General features: G+C 60.7%; 14 protein-coding genes. 5 read left to right on the top strand and 9 right to left on the bottom strand.

Annotation, left to right across the window (positions count from 1 at the left end; all coding sequences use genetic code 11):
- Positions 1 to 101 precede the first annotated feature (101 nt).
- Both N7U68_RS01175 and N7U68_RS01170 read left to right on the top strand, forming a co-directional pair.
- Positions 102 to 1,262 carry an aromatic ring-hydroxylating oxygenase subunit alpha gene (locus N7U68_RS01175; protein ID WP_263047967.1) on the top strand — a complete coding sequence of 387 codons (1,161 nt, stop codon included), beginning with the start codon at positions 102 to 104 and terminating at the stop codon, positions 1,260 to 1,262.
- On the top strand, positions 1,259 to 1,471 hold the full coding sequence (locus tag N7U68_RS01170; protein WP_165192559.1) for a hypothetical protein: 213 nt from the start codon (positions 1,259 to 1,261) through the stop codon (positions 1,469 to 1,471). Before N7U68_RS01175 ends, N7U68_RS01170 begins: the two co-directional genes overlap by 4 nt.
- 12 nt (positions 1,472 to 1,483) lie before the next feature.
- Here N7U68_RS01170 and N7U68_RS01165 read toward each other — a convergent pair whose 3' ends face one another.
- A complete protein-coding gene (locus N7U68_RS01165) occupies positions 1,484 to 2,107 on the bottom strand; it encodes a class I SAM-dependent methyltransferase (RefSeq protein ID WP_263047966.1) in 624 nt (207 codons plus the stop codon).
- Between the two features lie 77 nt (positions 2,108 to 2,184).
- Here N7U68_RS01165 and N7U68_RS01160 point away from each other — a divergent pair, with 77 nt between their 5' ends.
- Entirely contained in the window at positions 2,185 to 3,084 is a 900-nt protein-coding gene (locus N7U68_RS01160; protein WP_263047965.1) for a LysR family transcriptional regulator, read from the top strand.
- A gap of 35 nt (positions 3,085 to 3,119) precedes the next feature.
- Here N7U68_RS01160 and N7U68_RS01155 read toward each other — a convergent pair whose 3' ends face one another.
- The 7 genes from N7U68_RS01155 to N7U68_RS01125 all read right to left on the bottom strand — a co-directional run bounded on the left by N7U68_RS01155 (position 3,120) and on the right by N7U68_RS01125 (position 14,162).
- On the bottom strand, positions 3,120 to 3,905 hold the full coding sequence (locus tag N7U68_RS01155) for a DUF2189 domain-containing protein (RefSeq protein WP_263047964.1): 786 nt from the start codon (positions 3,903 to 3,905) through the stop codon (positions 3,120 to 3,122).
- A gap of 68 nt (positions 3,906 to 3,973) precedes the next feature.
- The gene (locus N7U68_RS01150) at positions 3,974 to 5,362 is read right to left on the bottom strand and encodes an amidase (RefSeq protein ID WP_263047963.1); all 1,389 of its coding nucleotides are present in this window, start codon (positions 5,360 to 5,362) and stop codon (positions 3,974 to 3,976) included.
- 132 nt (positions 5,363 to 5,494) lie between these two features.
- On the bottom strand, positions 5,495 to 6,619 hold the full coding sequence (prfB, locus tag N7U68_RS01145) for a peptide chain release factor 2 (RefSeq protein WP_165192571.1): 1,125 nt from the start codon (positions 6,617 to 6,619) through the stop codon (positions 5,495 to 5,497).
- 91 nt (positions 6,620 to 6,710) lie between these two features.
- Positions 6,711 to 8,990, bottom strand: coding sequence for a molybdopterin-containing oxidoreductase family protein (locus N7U68_RS01140; RefSeq protein ID WP_263047962.1), 2,280 nt, complete (start codon positions 8,988 to 8,990; stop codon positions 6,711 to 6,713).
- Positions 8,991 to 9,067: 77 nt separating this feature from the next.
- On the bottom strand, positions 9,068 to 11,584 hold the full coding sequence (locus N7U68_RS01135; RefSeq protein WP_165192575.1) for a penicillin-binding protein 1A: 2,517 nt from the start codon (positions 11,582 to 11,584) through the stop codon (positions 9,068 to 9,070).
- Between the two features lie 111 nt (positions 11,585 to 11,695).
- Positions 11,696 to 12,931 (bottom strand): N-acetylmuramoyl-L-alanine amidase, encoded by a 1,236-nt coding sequence (locus N7U68_RS01130; RefSeq protein ID WP_263047961.1) that lies wholly within the window; start codon positions 12,929 to 12,931, stop codon positions 11,696 to 11,698.
- Between the two features lie 79 nt (positions 12,932 to 13,010).
- Positions 13,011 to 14,162: a pyridoxal phosphate-dependent aminotransferase gene (locus tag N7U68_RS01125; RefSeq protein WP_165192579.1), complete on the bottom strand. Its 1,152-nt coding sequence runs from the start codon at positions 14,160 to 14,162 to the stop codon at positions 13,011 to 13,013.
- 62 nt (positions 14,163 to 14,224) lie between these two features.
- On the opposite strand from N7U68_RS01125, the gene N7U68_RS01120 reads away from it, so the two are divergent.
- Both N7U68_RS01120 and N7U68_RS01115 read left to right on the top strand, forming a co-directional pair.
- Positions 14,225 to 15,550, top strand: a complete 1,326-nt coding sequence (locus N7U68_RS01120) for a M48 family metalloprotease (RefSeq protein ID WP_263047960.1) — start codon at positions 14,225 to 14,227, stop codon at positions 15,548 to 15,550.
- A 3-nt stretch (positions 15,551 to 15,553) separates the two neighbouring features.
- Positions 15,554 to 16,300 (top strand): DsbA family protein, encoded by a 747-nt coding sequence (locus tag N7U68_RS01115; RefSeq protein WP_165192583.1) that lies wholly within the window; start codon positions 15,554 to 15,556, stop codon positions 16,298 to 16,300.
- Between the two features lie 219 nt (positions 16,301 to 16,519).
- Here N7U68_RS01115 and N7U68_RS01110 read toward each other — a convergent pair whose 3' ends face one another.
- Entirely contained in the window at positions 16,520 to 17,164 is a 645-nt protein-coding gene (locus tag N7U68_RS01110) for a hypothetical protein (RefSeq protein ID WP_263047959.1), read from the bottom strand.
- Between the last annotated feature and the right edge of the window lie 28 nt (positions 17,165 to 17,192).

The following is a 17,192-nucleotide window of genomic DNA, read 5'->3' as shown; positions in this document are numbered from 1 at the left end:
CCTTCCCACATGTCGCCCTTGGAAAAGTCCCGTCGCGGAAAGGCGGTCACCAACCTGTAATTTTGGGCAAATTGGATAGCAGACCCGAGGGAGGCAATCCAATGAACAAACCCATCACAGACCTGTCGAACGTCCGCACTCCGGTCGAAATCGCCAACGGCCTGCCCAATGCGCATTACATCGACGCCGACGTATTTCAGGAGGAAAAACACGCGCTGCTCTTTTCCCAATGGGCCGGTCTTGCCGTGGCCGCAGACGTGCCGGAACCCGGCGACGCCGTCCCGATGGAGTTTCTCGGCATGCCGCTGCTGCTCATTCGTGACAAAGAGGGCGACGTGCGCGTCTTCCAGAACATCTGCCGCCACCGCGGCATGATTTTGGTAGAGGAACCACGCAAGATCGAAGGTGCCATTCGCTGCCCCTACCACTCGTGGTGCTATTCGACCAAGGGCAAGCTGGTCAGCACGCCGCATGTGGGTGGTCCCGGCCAAAACACCCATGCCGCGATCAAACGTGACGAGTTGGGCCTGAACGAGGTGCGCAGCCACGTCTGGCGCGACGTGGTGTGGATCAACATGTCCGGCGATGCACCCGCCTTCGAGGACGCGATGTCAGACATCATCACCCGCTGGTCGGAGTTCGAGCTGCCCCTCTATCACGGCGGACATGACAACAAATTCCAGCTGGAGGTTCAGACCAACTGGAAACTGGCGGTCGAAAACTACTGCGAAAGCTACCACCTGCCGTGGATTCACCCCGGTCTGAACAGCTATTCCCGGCTAGAGGATCACTATCACATCGAACAGCCAGAGGCATTTTCTGGCCAAGGCACCATGGTCTACCGCCAATTGCGCGATGAACATGGCGATACCTTCCCCGATTTCGAAGATGTGGGCACTAAGTGGAATGAGCAGGCTGAATATATCGCCGTCTACCCCAACGTGCTGCTCGGGGTGCACCGTGACCACGCATTCACCATTATCCTAGAGCCGAAGAGCCACGAGCGCACTGTCGAGCATGTGCATCTTTACTACGCTGTGCCCGGCACGGATGAGGGCATGCGCGCACGCAACACCCAGCTTTGGAAAACCGTGTTCGAAGAAGATATTTTTGTCGTCGAAGGCATGCAAAAGGGTCGCCATGTGACCCAGTTCGATGGCGGGCGGTTCTCGCCAGTCATGGACAGCCCCACCCACTGCTTCCATCACTGGGTCGCGGGCAAGGTCGAAACCCACCGCGCCAAGGACATCGCGGCAGAATGAGCGCCTTGGATGCAGCCATGATCGCGGCCCATGACCGACACGATCAGGCCGGGCTGATCCAGCTTTACACGCAGGCGGCGGACGAGGCCAACGACCTCGACGCTGCCTGCTTCTATCTCACCCACGCCTATGTGTTCGCGCTAGAGGCCGGAGCCCGCGAGGCGGCGCTACTGCGCGCGCGTTTGATGGAACACGGGCGCGAGGAATAGCCACAGTCGACTCTACAATCTACGGGCTGCCACAAAATGGTTCGCTGAGTTGGCAGGATAATCCCCTGCCTCCAATACTTCAAATCCTGCCTCGATGATCATGCGCTCCAGTTCCTGCCGCGTCATGAAACCCACATGCGGCGCCTTTCCGATCAACTGCATCCCGCCGATCATCCATCTCAAGAACGGCAACCCGCCCCCTAAACAGCCCGATTTCGATATGAACATGCCTCCGGGTTTGATCTGGGCATGTACTGTGCGCAGTGTTGCGGGCACATCTTCCAACAGATGCAGGAAATTGAACGCCAGAACCGCGTCGAACGGGGCTGCGGGCGGCCCTTGGTCAAACTCATGCGTGGTGTTGAAACTCAGATTGTTTGCGCCTGCCGTTTCCGCCCGACCTCTCGCAATCCGGATCATCTCTTGCGAAATATCCGTGCCGACGATCTGCGCCACCTGCGGGGCCAATCGCACGGCCGTTGACCCTGTGCCGCACCCCAGTTCCAGCACCCGATCAGTGGCACCTAGATACTGACTGGTGCGCGCCATCGTCGCCTCATAGGCGGTCACATCCGCAATCGGATTTTGCGCATATTTCGGGGCAATCCTGTCCCAGAACTGTGCTTGCGTGGGCATGGTTTCTCTCCTCATATCTTCATGCGTCTTAACCCTACTCATATGCAAATAAAATTGCATAAATCTGATACACGGTTATGCATATACGCATGAACTGGAAGGCGATCACATTTGACTGGAACCAAGTCCGCGCGTTTCTGGCGACGGTAGAACTCGGCTCGCTCTCGGCTGCCGCCCGTGCCCTTGGGTTGGCGCAACCGACACTTGGCCGGCAGGTCAGCGGGCTAGAGGACGCACTGGGCATCGTGTTGTTCGAACGTCGCGGGAAATCGCTGATGCTGACCGCGTCGGGTCTCGACCTGCTCGAACACGTGCGCGCAATGGGCGAGGCCGCCACCCGGATTTCCCTGACCGCGTCAGGTCACAGCCAGACCATCGAGGGTAAAGTGCGGATCAGCGCCAGCGACGTGGTTGCCGCACATATGCTTGCGCCCATTCTGGACACTCTGCGCATTGATGCACCGGGGATCGAGGTCGACATCGTGGCAACCAACGCCATCAGTGACCTGCGCCGCCGCGAGGCCGATATCGCGATCCGCCACGCCCGCCCCGATCAACCCGACCTGATCGCGCGGCTGCTGCGCGACAGCTGGGCCGGCCTCTATGCCTCCCGGCCTTATATTGAACGCTTCGGCATTCCCGCGCGGCTCGAAGATCTCAACGATGCCGCCTTCATCGGTTTCGATGCAGACCACACGCGGCTTCTCTCCGGGCTGAACGCGCTTGGCCTAAGCCTTACCGAAAACAATATTAAGCTGGCGTCGCAAAGCGGTGTCGTGGCGTGGGAAATGGTGCGTCAGGGCCTTGGCATTGGCGTGATGATGCACGACGTCGCAGACCGATGCCCGGAAATGATCCGCGTGCTGCCTGATTTACCGGTTATTCCCGTCCCGATCTGGCTAACCACGCACCGTGAATTGCACACCAGTCGCCGCATTCGGATGGTGTTTGATCATTTAGCGGCGGCGCTGGGGTAACACACGATAAACAACACATCCTATGTACGGATCGCTTAGCTCTCTACCGCCGCACAAGCCAACCTGTACAGGTGCCATGTCGCGTGTCCCAGCAATGGCAACACCAGAAACAGCCCCAGAAACCCCGGCAGCATCGCCAGAAACGTCGTGACCGCGATAAAGATGGCCCAAGCCAGCATCGGCCCCGGATTTGCTGTGACAACTCCGACGCTGGCAATCATCGCGCTCACGAAATCGACTTCTCGATCCAACAGCATCGGCAGCGCAATTACCGTGATTGCATAGATCAACAACGAAAAAATCCCCCCGACGACCGTTCCCACCACCAGCATGCTCAATCCGTTCATGGTCAGGAATACCGCATAGGATGACGATACGTTCGTCATCACCGACAGTCCCATGAACAGAGCGAAAATCATATGCGCCAGAAAGAACCAGAACAGAAACACCATGATGATAATCGCGCAAAGGGATGGCAGTTGGCGTTGGCTTTGCTGCGCAATCACACCAAAAATCCAGCGCGCGCTCAACGGTTTGCCCGCTTCCAATTGATGCGACACCTCATATAGCCCGACAGCGGCAAACGGTCCGAAAAGAGGAAAACCAACCGCCGCGAACACCAGCCAGTAACTGTGCCCTGTCACCAAGGTTATCCACGCCAGAAACCAGCCAAAGACGACGTAGATCCCTGCAAACAACAGCGCATAACCCGGCGCACGACGCATGTCTGCCCACCCGCGCCGCAGGGCTGCGCCGAGCATTGCAAAACTTACGGCACCCAGTTCAGGTACACCGCTGTCTGTCGCACGGTTCTCTGGCATGGCTCCCCTTCCCGCTTTCTCCGTCAGGTTAGCGGGCAGAACGCGCCGCACAAAGATCTATGTCAGGCTCAGCTTTGTGGTGGTCGTGCCTGTGGCCAACCAGTCGCACGGTGATAGGTTTCAGCCAGCGCCAACAGATCCCGATCCGCCCCCCGTCTGCCGATCAACTGCATCCCCATGGGCAGGCCATTTCCACCGAATCCCGCAGGCACAGCCACCACCGGCAATCCGATCAGGCTGGCAGGGACCACACACTCCATCCAGCGATGATAACTGTCCATTTCCACACCATTGATCGTCTTTGGCCATGCCTGGTCGTGACCAAATGGCCAGACCTGTGCCGTGGGCATGGCCAACACATCGTAGCGCTCAAACAGCGCATCGGCGGCCATGAACCATTCAGACCGCGTCACACTGGCACGATGCACCTGCATCGCACTCATCGCCGCTCCGCGCTCGGCTTCCCAAACGGCTTCAGGTTTGAGCCGCGCGCGCATGGTTTCATCCGCCATCATCGGGGCCAGTGACGCGCCCACGGCCCAGCTGCGCAAATCCGTCCAGCTCTGCCACAACGCGTCGCGGGCGAACGGCGCGGGCAGTGCATCCACCTCAGCGCCGTCGATCGCCTCCAGCGCCGCTTCACAGAGCGCCAGAATGCCCGGCTCAAACGACATCGCCCCGCCCCAGTCGCCCAGCCAGCCAATACGCCGCCCCGCTCCGTGCGCTGGCTCCAGTGCCCGACCATGCGGCTGACGCGGATCCGGCCCCGCCATCACCTCCAGCAACAATTTCAGATCGTCGGGGCTGCGCGCCATAGGACCATTCGTCGATATCTGGTGCAGGAATGTGTCGCCCCTGACCTCGCCCGGCACGACACCCCAACTGGGCCGCATCCCGTAGACATTGCACCACCCCGCCGGGTTGCGCAGACTGCCCATCATGTCCGACCCGTCCGCCAGCGACACCATCCCGTACGCCAGCGCCACCGCTGCTCCACCGGACGATCCGCCACAGGTACGGTCCGCGTCATAGGGGTTTGGTGTTACGCCAAAGACCTGATTGAATGTCTGACTGCCGAGGCCGAACTCGGGTGTATTGGTTTTGCCAATGATGATTGCGCCTGCCGCACGCATTCGCGCCACATGCAGATCATCCGCATCCGCCATCTGCCCGGCAAAGAGCGGCGACCCCTGCGACGTTGGCAACCCACGCGCATTGGCCAGATCCTTGATCGCCACGGGCAGCCCATGCAGGGGGCCGCGCGCCTCGGCTAGATCTGCACTGCGCGCTTCGGCCATTAGGTCATCCGCGCTGCGCATCGATACGATCGCATTCGCCGCGCCATTCGCGGACTCTATTCGCGTCAACGACGCCCGCATCAGGTCTTCCGCGCTCAGTCGTCCACTCACGATCGCAGTTACCTGCGCACGCGCGCCCATCGCCAGAACATCATCCATGACTGTCCCTCCCCGCACGCAAACAAATCGCAGCACACCCGCCTGCGCAAGACCCGCCCCGGAAAAAGCCGCCCTTTTTCAATGTTCCTCGAATACTCACCGTCGTCACCAGATCCAATCTGGCGACGACGCTCAATCGCCCTGCGCTTCGGCCCGGCTCTTGCCGCTCACGTTCAGCGCCAGCGTCGCGGCCATGAACGGGTCCAGATCGCCGTCCAGCACACCCTTGGTGTCCGATGTCTCGTGATTGGTGCGCAGGTCTTTGACCATCTGATAGGGCTGCAACACATAAGAACGGATCTGGTTGCCCCACCCGGCATCGCCCTTGCTCTCATGCGCCTCGTTGATCGCGGCATTCCGGCGGTCCAGTTCCATCTGGTAAAGCCGCGATTTCAGCGCCTTCATGGCGATGTCACGGTTCTGGTGCTGTGATTTCTCCGAACTGGTCACGACAATGCCTGTCGGATTGTGCGTGATCCGCACGGCAGAGTCGGTGGTGTTGACGTGCTGCCCACCCGCGCCGGAACTGCGATAGGTGTCGATGCGGATATCAGCCGGGTTCACTTCGATCTCGATGTCGTCATCCACCACCGGATAGACCCAGACCGAACAAAACGACGTGTGCCGCTTGGCCGCTGAATCGAACGGCGAGATACGCACCAACCGGTGCACGCCGCTCTCGGATTTCAACCAGCCATAGGCGTTGTTCCCGCTGATCTTGTAGGCCGCCGACTTGATCCCCGCCTCGTCACCCGATTGTTCCGATTGCAGCTCGACTGTATAACCGCGCTTTTCCGCCCAGCGCACATACATCCGCGCCAACATGCTGGCCCAGTCACAGCTCTCGGTGCCACCAGCGCCAGCATTGATCTCCAGAAACGTATCGTTGCTGTCCGCCTCGCCGTCCAGCAGTGCCTCCAGCTCCTTGGCGGCTGCGCGTTTTTGTAAGACACGGATGGCATTTTCGGCCTCGGCGACAACATCGCCGTCGTCCTCCATCTCACCCAGCTCGATCAGTTCGACATTATCCGACAGGTCTTGGGTGATGCCATCATGCGTCGCCATCGCATCCACCAGTCCCTGGCGGTCGCGCATCAGCTTTTGCGCCTTGGCAGGGTCGTCCCACAATGTGGGGTCCTCGACCCGCGCGTTGAATTCCTCCAGTCGGTGCTGGGCCGTCTCCCACCCCATACGTTGACGGAGCAACTCCAGAGAGTTCTCGATCTCAGCTACAAGAGATTGTATTTCCGCGCGCATTTTCAGGTCCCTGTCTGGTCAGATGCGGGTGTATCGCAGCACGCAGCGGCGGACAAGCGGCAGCATAGCTCCTAAGGGGTCGGAAGCAACGTCAGAGCAGCGCCACCTCGCACCATCCCGACCGTAGTGGGATCGACCCGGTCAGCGGGTCGCATTCGCTGGTATCCATCGCTGGATTGATATTGGCCGCCATCGCATCGGCTTCGCCATAGGGGGCATCTGCGCTGCCCGGAACCCACCAGCCATGCTGTGCGACGACCGTGCCTGGGATTTGTGCCGCGATTACCTTGGCCTGCGCCAGAAATCTGCCCTTGGGTGTTGTCACAGCCACCCATGCGCCGTCCGCAATCCCCCGCGGCTCGGCCACATCCGGGGCCATCTCTAGTGGCGGGTTCGGTTGCAACCGGCGCAATGATGCAATGTTGCGGTGCTGTGAATGGCAATAGGTGACCGATTTTGCACTGCTCAGGCGCACCGGATACCCTTCAGGCGCAACCATGGCATCCTGCTCTCGCCAGACCGGCAGCGGCGGCAGGCCCGTGCGCCGTATCTGTTCGGAATAAATTTCGATTACCCCGCTGGGCGTGGCAAACCCATCCGTCTCGTGGGCGCGTACCCGCACCTGCCCCGGCACCTCCACACCTTCGGGTTGTGCGCGCAACGCATCGATCGTCACCCCGGTATTGGCCAGCAAATGCGCGTGCCCCTTATCCACATCGCAGTCAAACATGATTTCCGACATGCCCAGCCGATCCGCCAATGCCATCACAATCGCCACGTCGCTGCGCGATTCCCCGATGGGGGCGACGACAGCGGGGCGCAACTGAACCCGGCGTTGCCCTTCCAAAGTGGCGTCAAAGCCGTGGCGCAGCCCTTCGCGCTCCCACGATGTCGCGGCGGGCAGCACGATATCAGCCCACTCTGCCGTCGCATTCAGGAAGAAATCCGCATGCACATGTAATTCCAGCGCCTTGAACGCCTCTGTTGCCAGATCCGCATCAGGCTGCGCCGCCAGCAGGTTCCCCCCGAACGAGATCAGCGCGCGCACAGGGTACCGCCCCTGCCCGAGCGCGGCGCGGTACACATCCCGCGCGGTGACCCAGCCCTGATTGCCCGGCCCGATAGGACGCGCCTCGCGCCCGACGCCCTTGGCCTTTTGCGCGTCACTCAGCAGGTCGAGGCCTGAGATATCGTTAAACGCCGCTGCCGCCCCCGGCACATTGCCCCCGGGCTGTCCGTAATGCCCCATGAGGGTGTAGAGGATCGCCATCGCCCTTTCGGTCTGGCTGGCCGTCCGGCTTTGCGCGACACCGTTCCACGCACAGTAACTCAGCGCCTCTGCCGCGCTCATCATCTGCGCCGCTTGTTCCAGCGCATCCTGATCAACCCCGGTTTCATCCGCGACACTGGTCGGATCATGCGGTGCCACAACCTCTTGCAGCAGGCTCAGCGCCGTACGACAGCGCACACCGTTCACCTCTGCCGCGCCGAACAACGCAACCGGTCCACGCCAGTCCCGCTTCTGTCCGTCATAACCGACCACCCCGCCATCGGCACCGAGCGCTTGCAATCCACCCGCAGCATCGCGCAACAGATCACCGGTGTCCTCGCGCACCAGCGCCGCCGCATTGGTCCAACGTGCAGTAAAGCCTGCGTCAAACGTCCCATCACGCAACAGGATATGGATCAGCCCCAGCCCCAGCACCTGATCTGTGCCCGGTCGCAACCGCAACCAGCAATCAGCACGCCGCGCAAACAATGTCGCGCGCGGGTCCACGACAATCAGCTTCGCACCGCGCTTCATCGCGGCCTGCATCTCGACCGAGCGGGCCAGCCATGTCGCCACCGGATTATGCCCCCACAGCAACATGCAGTCACTGCGCGCATAATCAGGCACCCCTGTATCAGAGCCATATGTCAGGCGACTGACATGATCTTTGTGCCAATTGCAAATCTCGGTGCTGTAAATGTTGTTGGGGCTGCCAAATCCGCGAATGAACCGCTCCACCCACGCGATACCGTCGGACATATGTGTGCCGCTGGGCGTCGTGACCGAAAACGCCACCTGCTCAGCGCCGTGCTCAGCGCGAATGGCCCCCATTTTGGCGGCGATCTCGTCCAGCGCGGTGCCCCAGCTGATCCGCTCCCAACGCGCGGGACGCTCGCCCTTAGGCGAGACGCGCCGCATGGGATGCGTCAGCCGGTCCGCGTGATAAATCAGTTCAGGTGCTGCGCGCCCCTTTGGGCACAGCTTCTTACCGCTGGGATGCCCCGGATCCGGGACGATTTCGGTCAGCCGACCGCCTTCGACATGTGCGATACAGCCACAACGAGAGCGGCACTGAGTGCAAAAGGCGGGGATATTTTCCATGCGGCTATGTTTGGCAACCAAACGTCAAAAGGCAAGCGAAACCCCGTAGGCCGGGCTTTAGCCCGGCACGTGGTCCGTCAGTACAGCCCACCCGAACTGATCGAGCCAAACGTCGCCTTCTCGCCCACCACGGCCGTATCTCCGGTCGAAGTCGTGACTTCCTTTACCGCCTCTTCGTCGGACTGGAACAACTCCAGATCGTTGCCCATGGCAAAGCCACCATCATAGGCCAGCCCAAAGATCGGCTCTTCTCCGTCACGGAAATACTCCGCCACCACATATTGCCCGCTGGCGTTGTCGGGCAGGCGCGCGCCGGTATAACGGTCGATCTTGATAAAGTGGCCACCCGGTGGCAGTTCAAACTCGCCACCACCGTATTTCGCGGTCGCCTTACGCATGAACTGGGTAAACACCGGCCCGCACATGCCCGCACCATAGGCCCCGCGACCCAACCCGCGCGGCTGATCAAAACCGATGTAGCAGCCTGCAACGATGTTGCTGGTAAAGCCCACGAACCACACGTCACGCGCGTCATTTGTGGTCCCTGTCTTGCCCGCCACAGGTACGTCCAGACGGACGTTGCCAGCCGCCGTGCCGCGCTGCACAACGCCGCGCATCATCGAGGTCAGCTGATAAGCCGTCACTGCATCTATCACCCGTTCGCGGTCCGATACGATCCGCGGGCCGCGTGTGGGCGGAATATTGGGATCAAAACAATCGACACAGCGACGCGGATCATGCCGATAGACGGTTTCGCCATAACGGTCCTGCACCCGGTCGACCAAGGTCGGCTCAACCCGCTCGCCGCCATTGGCAAACATCGCGTAGGCCGCAACCATGTTGAACAGCGTGGTCTCTTCCGATCCCAGCGAGTTGGCCAGATATGGCCCCATATCATCATAAACGCCGAACCGCTCGGCATAAGAGGCCACCGTTTCCATCCCAATCTCTTGCGCCAGACGAATGGTCATCAGGTTCCGTGACTGCTCGATTCCGGTGCGCAATGGTGTCGGGCCATAAAACTTGTTCGACGAATTGCGTGGGCGCCAGACCCCTTGCGGCGTGTTCACCTCGATCGGGGCATCGACGATGATCGTCGCCGGGCTGTAGCCACTGTCCAGCGCGGCGGCATAGACAAAGGGCTTAAAGCTCGATCCCGGCTGACGTTTGGCCTGTGTTGCCCGGTTGAACACCGAATACTGGTAGCTGAAACCACCCTGCATCGCGATCACCCGGCCTGTGTTCACGTCCATCGCCATGAACCCGCCCTGCACTTCGGGCACCTGCCGCAACGTCCAGCGAATGAAACTGCCATCATTGCCCGTCATACGGCGCACATGCACGACGTCGCCGACTTCGAAAGTCTTCTGAAAATTTCCGGGCAACCACGATATATCCTTGCGCGGCACCACTTGCGGCTCTGCATCGCTCGCAGGCACGCCCTCGATCCCGATGCTCAGGCTCTGATCCTCGATCTTCAGCACCACTGCCGGATACCATTGCCCATCCAGCTGAATGTCGCGCGCAACATCTGCCGCGCCTAGCGCCTCGCGCCATGCCTCTTCACTGGTCAGGCTTTCGGCGGGCAACGTGACGCCCGTGCCGCGCCACTTGCCACGCTGGCGGTCATATTCCTCCAGCTTGGATTGCAAGGCCAGCGCCGCCTCGACCTGCATTTCCGGGTCGATCGTAGCGCGCACCGACAGACCACCGGTAAAGAATTCACCCTCACCGAAATCACGGCTCAACTGGCGGCGGATTTCGTCGGTGAAATAGTCGCGCGGTGGCAAGGATTTCGAGAACGGCTCAAAATCACCATTTTGGACCGAACGCAGCGGCTGCGCTTTTTCCGACTCGTAAACGGCGCGAGTGATATAGCCATTTTCAGCCATTTCACGCAGCACGAAATCGCGCCGCTGTTTCAGGCGCTCTGCGGCGCGGACGGGATGAAAATCGCTCGGTGCTTTGGGCATGGACGCCAGAAACGCCGCCTCATGCGGGGCCAACTCGCCCAAGGATTTGTTGAAATAGGTCTGCGACGCCGCCGCAACACCATAGGAATTCTGCCCGAGGAAAATCTCGTTGAGGTACAGCTCAAGGATTCTTTCCTTGTCCAGCGTTTCTTCAATCCGGGTGGCAAGGATGATTTCCTTGATCTTGCGCTCGATCTTGCGATCGCCGGACAGCAAGAAGTTCTTCATCACCTGCTGCGTGATCGTCGATGCCCCGCGCACGGTGCCGCCACGAGTACGCGCCGCCTCGACCGCTGCCGCGACGATACCGCGCGCGTCATAGCCCGAATGCGTATAGAAATTCTTGTCCTCGGCGGAAATGAACGCCTCTTTGATCAGAACGGGTATCTCCTCGGCCGGGGTGAACAAGCGCCGCTCGCGGGAAAACTCGTCAATGATACGGCCCTCTCCCGAAAAAATCCGGCTGATCGTCGGCGGCGTGTAATTGGCAAGGCTCTGATGGCTGGGCAGGTCGCGACCGTAAATATAGAAGATCGCGCCAATGCTCAGCGCAACCATCAGAAGGCTGAGCGTCACCAGCGTGAAAATCGACCCAAAAAATGTCAGCACTGATCTGAGCATCCCGCCCCCAATTCACCTGTTTACGGGTTTCATATAGGCACCCGAACGCCTTGCGTCAAAAGGGAACGCGAACCCGGCTGCGCCGGTTTCCGCGCATCGCCCTGCTTTGTCTCACTGGCGTACCAGTTCTGCCGCTGCGGCATCCGCAATCAACCACGCCTTGATCCCGTCACTGATGGCAATAGCCATGCGGTTGCGCCATTCAGGATCGGCCAGATTATCCAGATCGCGCCCGTCAGAGATAAAGCCCAGTTCCAGCAGGATGGACGGAATATCGGGCGATTTCAGCACCGAAAAACTGGCGCTGCGCAGCGGGCGCTTGTTCAGCGGCAGATCCATTTCTCGTATCCCCAATACCAGTGCGCGAGCCAACAGGTCCGCACGCGGCTGGGTTTCCATCCGGGCCAGATCCATCAGGATGTCCGCAACAATGTCATCGGTACCCGTCAGGTCCAGCCCTGCCAGCAAATCGGCTCGGTTGTGGCGTTCGGCCAATGCCGCACTCGCCGCATCCGAGGCATCCGCCGATAAAACATAGACTGTCGCACCGCGCGCCGACCCCTCGCCCAGCGAATCCGTGTGCAACGACAAAAACACATCCGCCCCCGCTTGGTGCGCAATCGCCACCCTGCGCTCCAGCGAAACAAAGCTGTCATCGTCGCGGGTCAGCATCACCTCGACACCCCCGCCGCGCACAAGCACTTCTTTGAGCTGCCGCGCAAAGCTGAGCATCAGGTCCTTTTCCACCACAGCGCCTGATTCCGCGCCCGGATCAATGCCCCCATGTCCGGGGTCCAGAACGATCAGCAACGGCGCGTCAGGATCGCGTGCAGGTCGCGAAACCGTCCCGTCGCCCTCCGGGATCACGTCCCAGGATGGCGCGGCAGGCAGGCCCGAACGGGCAGAGAATTCTGCGTCACTGACCCGTTTCAGCACCACGCGCAATGCCGCTGCTCCGGTGGCCTCGTCGACCCGCATATCTGCGTTTTGCAGCGCGAAAGGTCCCGCCAGATCAACCACCATGCGCGACCAGCCGGGACGAAATCCGCCGACCCGCACATCGGTTACATTGTCGGTTTCATTCAGCGCATCGCCGATCACATCAGTCCAGTTCACTTCGCGAAAATCCAACACGACGCGCGCGGGATCCTCCAGCGTGAACACGCGGTACGGCACCCCTTGGCTGAGTGCCAGATTGATCCGCACGTTATTCCGTGTCCCGGTGATGCCGCTTTCGTCGGTATCCAGCCGCGCCAACCCGCCGAATCCCTGCCCGCCAGCACCTTGCGCTGCCGCGCCGGTCGCCAGCCAGACTGCCGCCAAAAAGGTCAGACATACCCTGATCATCTGCTCACTCACTCGCCATGTTTCAGGCCACGTCGCGGACCTGTTCGCGGTAAAGTATAGCATCTGGCGCATGCGCGCACTACCGCGCTTGCCGCGTCGCCATGTAAACGGCCAAGCGCCGCAGCCCTTCGGCAATATCCGCCGTCGCACGCGCATAGGAAAACCGCAATGTGCCCGCCCCGCGCGCCGGATCGAAATCCAGCCCCGGCGTGACTGCGACGCCCGCATGTTCCAGTATCTCGGCGGCAAAGGCGCGACTGTCATCGGTCAGATGACTCACATCCGCATAGACGTAGAACGCCCCGTCGGGGGGTGCGATGCGATCAAAACCGGCCTTTGGCAATCCCTCCAGCATCAGTGCGCGATTGGTACGATAAACGTCCATGTTGGCCTGCAATTCGGTCTCGCATTCCATTGCCGCCAGTGCCGCCACTTGGCTGACATGGGGCGGGCAGATAAACAGGTTCTGCGCCAGCCGCTCGATCACCCGCACATGATCCTCGGGCACCACCATCCAGCCGACCCGCCAGCCGGTCATCGAGAAATATTTGGAAAACGAATTGATCACATAGGCATCATCGCTGATTTCCAGCGCGCTCACCGCCTTGGCCTCGTATTCGATACCGTGATAAATCTCATCACTGACAAAGCTGGCACCCGCTTCGGCGCACGCCCCCATCAGTGCCGCCAGCGCAGGCCGATCCAGCATCGTGCCCGACGGATTCGCCGGACTGGCCACCAACAGACCATCCAGAGCCAGACCCGCCATATCGTCGGGCACCGGTTGCAGGCGATTTTCCGCTGCAGTCTCGATATCGACCGGCACCAGATCCAGCGCCCGCAGGATTTGCCGATAAGACGGATACCCCGGCGCGCCGATCCCTACCCGTGCGCCCGTGTCAAAGAGCGCGGTAAACGCCAGAATGAACGCCCCCGACGACCCCGGCGTGACAATCACCCGCCCCGGATCAAGATCGAGATCGTACCACGTGCCATAGAGCTGCGCGATCCGCGCGCGCAGTTCGGGCAGGCCCAATGCCACGGTATAGCCCATCGCATCCCGGTGCATCGCCTCGGCCAATGCGGCCCGTGCGCCTTCGGGCGCCGGTGTACCGGGTTGGCCCACTTCCATGTGGATGATATGCCGCCCCTCGGCCTCTGCCCGCCGCGCAGCCTCCATCACGTCCATCACGATAAAGGGATCGACCTGAGACCGGGTTGAGTTATCCATGTCATTGTTCCTAGAGTGCTTGCACCTATATCCTTAATCACTCCACCCGCGCAGGGGCGTCAATGCATCTCGTTCGTCTTCTTTCTGTTCTCTCGCTTCTGGCGCTCACGCTGGCCCAGCCCGCGCGCGCGCTGACACTGTTGCGCGACCCGGATATTGAATACGCGCTGAAACAGCTCGCTGCCCCGGTGCTCAAGGCCGCAGGACTTAGCCCCAGCCGGATGAGCATCCTTGTCATCGACGACCGCAATCTGAACGCGTTTGTGGTGGATCGCGACAATATCTTCATTCATTCCGGCCTGCTGCTAAAAATGCAAACCCCGCAGATGCTGCAATCCGTGATTGCCCATGAGGCGGCGCATATTGCCAACGGTCATCTGGTGCGCCGTCCGATCAACATCCGCAACGCGCGCACTGCCGCGGGGCTCGGCATGGCGCTGGCCGCCGCCGCCGGAGCCATCTCTGGCAATGCTCAGGCCGCCGCCGGGGCCGCTATCGGTATCAACAGCACTGCAACCCGGCTCTTTTTTGCGCATACCCGCGCCGAGGAAAGCAGCGCCGATAATGCCGCGGTGCGTTACATGGTGCGCGCCGGTCTCGATCCTTCTGGTGCAGCCGAAGTGATGGACATCTTTCGCGGCCAAGAGGCTCTGTCCGCTGCGCGCCAAGACCCCTATGCGCGCACGCACCCCCTGTCCGCCGACCGTTACCGCATGGTCAAACGCATGGCCGACGCCCACGGAAACAAGGTAAAGCCCAGCAACAACGACCTCTATTGGTTCGCCCGCGCCAAGGGCAAGCTGTCGGCCTTCAAGCGCAGCCCGAAATGGACCATCGCGCGCGCCGGTGAAAGCGGGTTCAAGGACGTGGGATACATGCGCGAGGCCGTGGCATGGCACCGTCGCTCGAATTTGAAAAAATCGCTCAAGGCGATGGACCGAGCGATCGCGATGCGTCCGAATGACGCCTATTATCACGAACTACGCGGCCAGATCCTGATGGAAAACCGTCAGTTCGCCGCCGCCACGGCCGCCTATGCCCGCGCCGTGAATGCCGCGCCCAACCACCCGCTTATCCTCGGCTCTTACGGGCGCGCACTGGTCGCGCAGGGCCAGATAAACAAGGCCTTGCAAGTGTTGGAAAAGGCACGCGCGCGTGATGGCCGTGACGGGCGCGTGATGCGCGATCTGGCAGTTGCCTATGCCAAATCCGGAAACAAGGGCATGGCTTCAATCGTTACCGCCGAGCGTTACGCGCTTCAGGGACGGATGCAGGATGCAGGCCTGCACGCAAAACGCGCCTCTGACCTGCTGCCACGCGGTTCTGCCGGTTGGCAACGGGCGCAGGATGTGCTCTCTGCGGCCAAAGCCGCCTCGAAAAGGAAATAGACCATGATCCGTACGCTACTGACCACCGCAGCACTTGGCGCGACCCTCGCCGCCCCCGCCAATGCCCTCGACCTCTCCGAGATGAGCGATGCAGATCGCACTGCCTTTCGCGCAGAAGTACGGGCCTATCTGATGGACAACCCCGAAGTGATCTACGAAGCGGTCGCGGTGTTGCAGGAACGTGAGGCCGCAATGCAGGCCGCCAATGACGGCGATCTGCTGGCCGACAATGCCGACGCGCTCTTTGCTGACGGCCACTCTTGGATCGGCGGCAACCCGGATGGCGACATCACCATCGTTGAATTCATGGATTATCGCTGCGGTTATTGCCGCAAGGCCTTTCCCGAGGTCGAAGAGCTGCTGGCAGCGGATGGCAACATCCGCCTGATCGTCAAGGAATTCCCGATTCTCGGCGAAGCGTCAGTCGTATCCTCGCGCTTTGCGATCGCCACTCTGCAGGTCGCTGGGGATGACGCCTACAAACAGGTGCATGAGGCATTGATCGACTTCAAAGGTGACGCCAGTGAAGTGGCGCTTGGCCGACTGGCCAGCTCACTGGGCCTCGATGCAGCCCCAATCCTTGCGCATATGGGCAGCGATGAAGTCACAGCCGTCATCGACGCCAACCGTGCCCTTGCGTCCAAACTGGACATATCCGGTACCCCCTCATTCGTCATGGGTAGCCAGATGATCCGGGGCTATGTTCCCCTCGAAGGCATGCTAGAGATCGTCGCCGAAGAGCGCAGCTAAATCATCTGAACACACGTATTGCGAGAGACTGTATTTCCAATCTATCGCAATACATTAACGCCGTCCCGGACCGTACGTCATAGTTGAGTTTTTAGACATTACTTGATAGACGTCTGAACACCGTTTTGTGTTCCGGGGACGTCTTGCTTCATGAAATCGTTTATGGTTGCGGCTCTACTCGCCACAGCGTCTGTCGTTGTAAATCCTGCGATGGGCGATTCACTGCCCGAACCTCTGGAAACCCAGCGACAGGCTGCCATTGAACTGGCGCTGCGCGCCTGTGATGGCGAACAAACCGCCTTCAACCAACTGACCGCCCTCGTGCTGGACGACAACCTGCCTGCAGCACAGAGCATCGCATGGCTGGTCGGAAACGAGGCTTGCCCCGACTTCGGCCTCGTCCCCGCCGGTCAGGACCGCCACCATGTCGCGGGACAAATGACCAAACGGCTCGCGCTCAAGGGCTATCCAATCGCGCAGTTCGGTTATGGGCGGAACCTGATGCGTGGCACCAATGGTATCGCTCTCGACCCCAAGGCAGGAATGGACATGCTGATGAACGCGGCCAAAGGTGGCTATGCCACTGCCGCCGTCGTCTTGGCCGAAGAAATCCCCAAGATTCGCGCCCTGCGTCCACAGGACATAGTTTACTTGCACGATTTGCTGGAATTCGCTGAACAAGAAGGCGTCGATCAGGCCCGTGTCACGCTTGGGCGGGCTCAGGTCTATGACGCGCTCTACAGCTATTCGGAAAACCCGCTTCAGGCGGCTCAGGCGATAGATTTCTACGATCAGATCGCACACACCTCCCCCGTTGCAGCGGCGCGGCGCGACGAATTGACCGGCATCCTGCAAAGCGTTCACGGCTTGTCATTGGATCAGGCACGCAAGC

The sequence above is a fragment of the Roseovarius pelagicus genome (assembly GCF_025639885.1).
GTDB classification, from domain to species: Bacteria; Pseudomonadota; Alphaproteobacteria; order Rhodobacterales; family Rhodobacteraceae; genus Roseovarius; species Roseovarius pelagicus.
The sequence above is the reverse complement of the archived record's forward strand: the minus strand, read 5'-3'. Positions and strand labels throughout refer to the sequence as shown.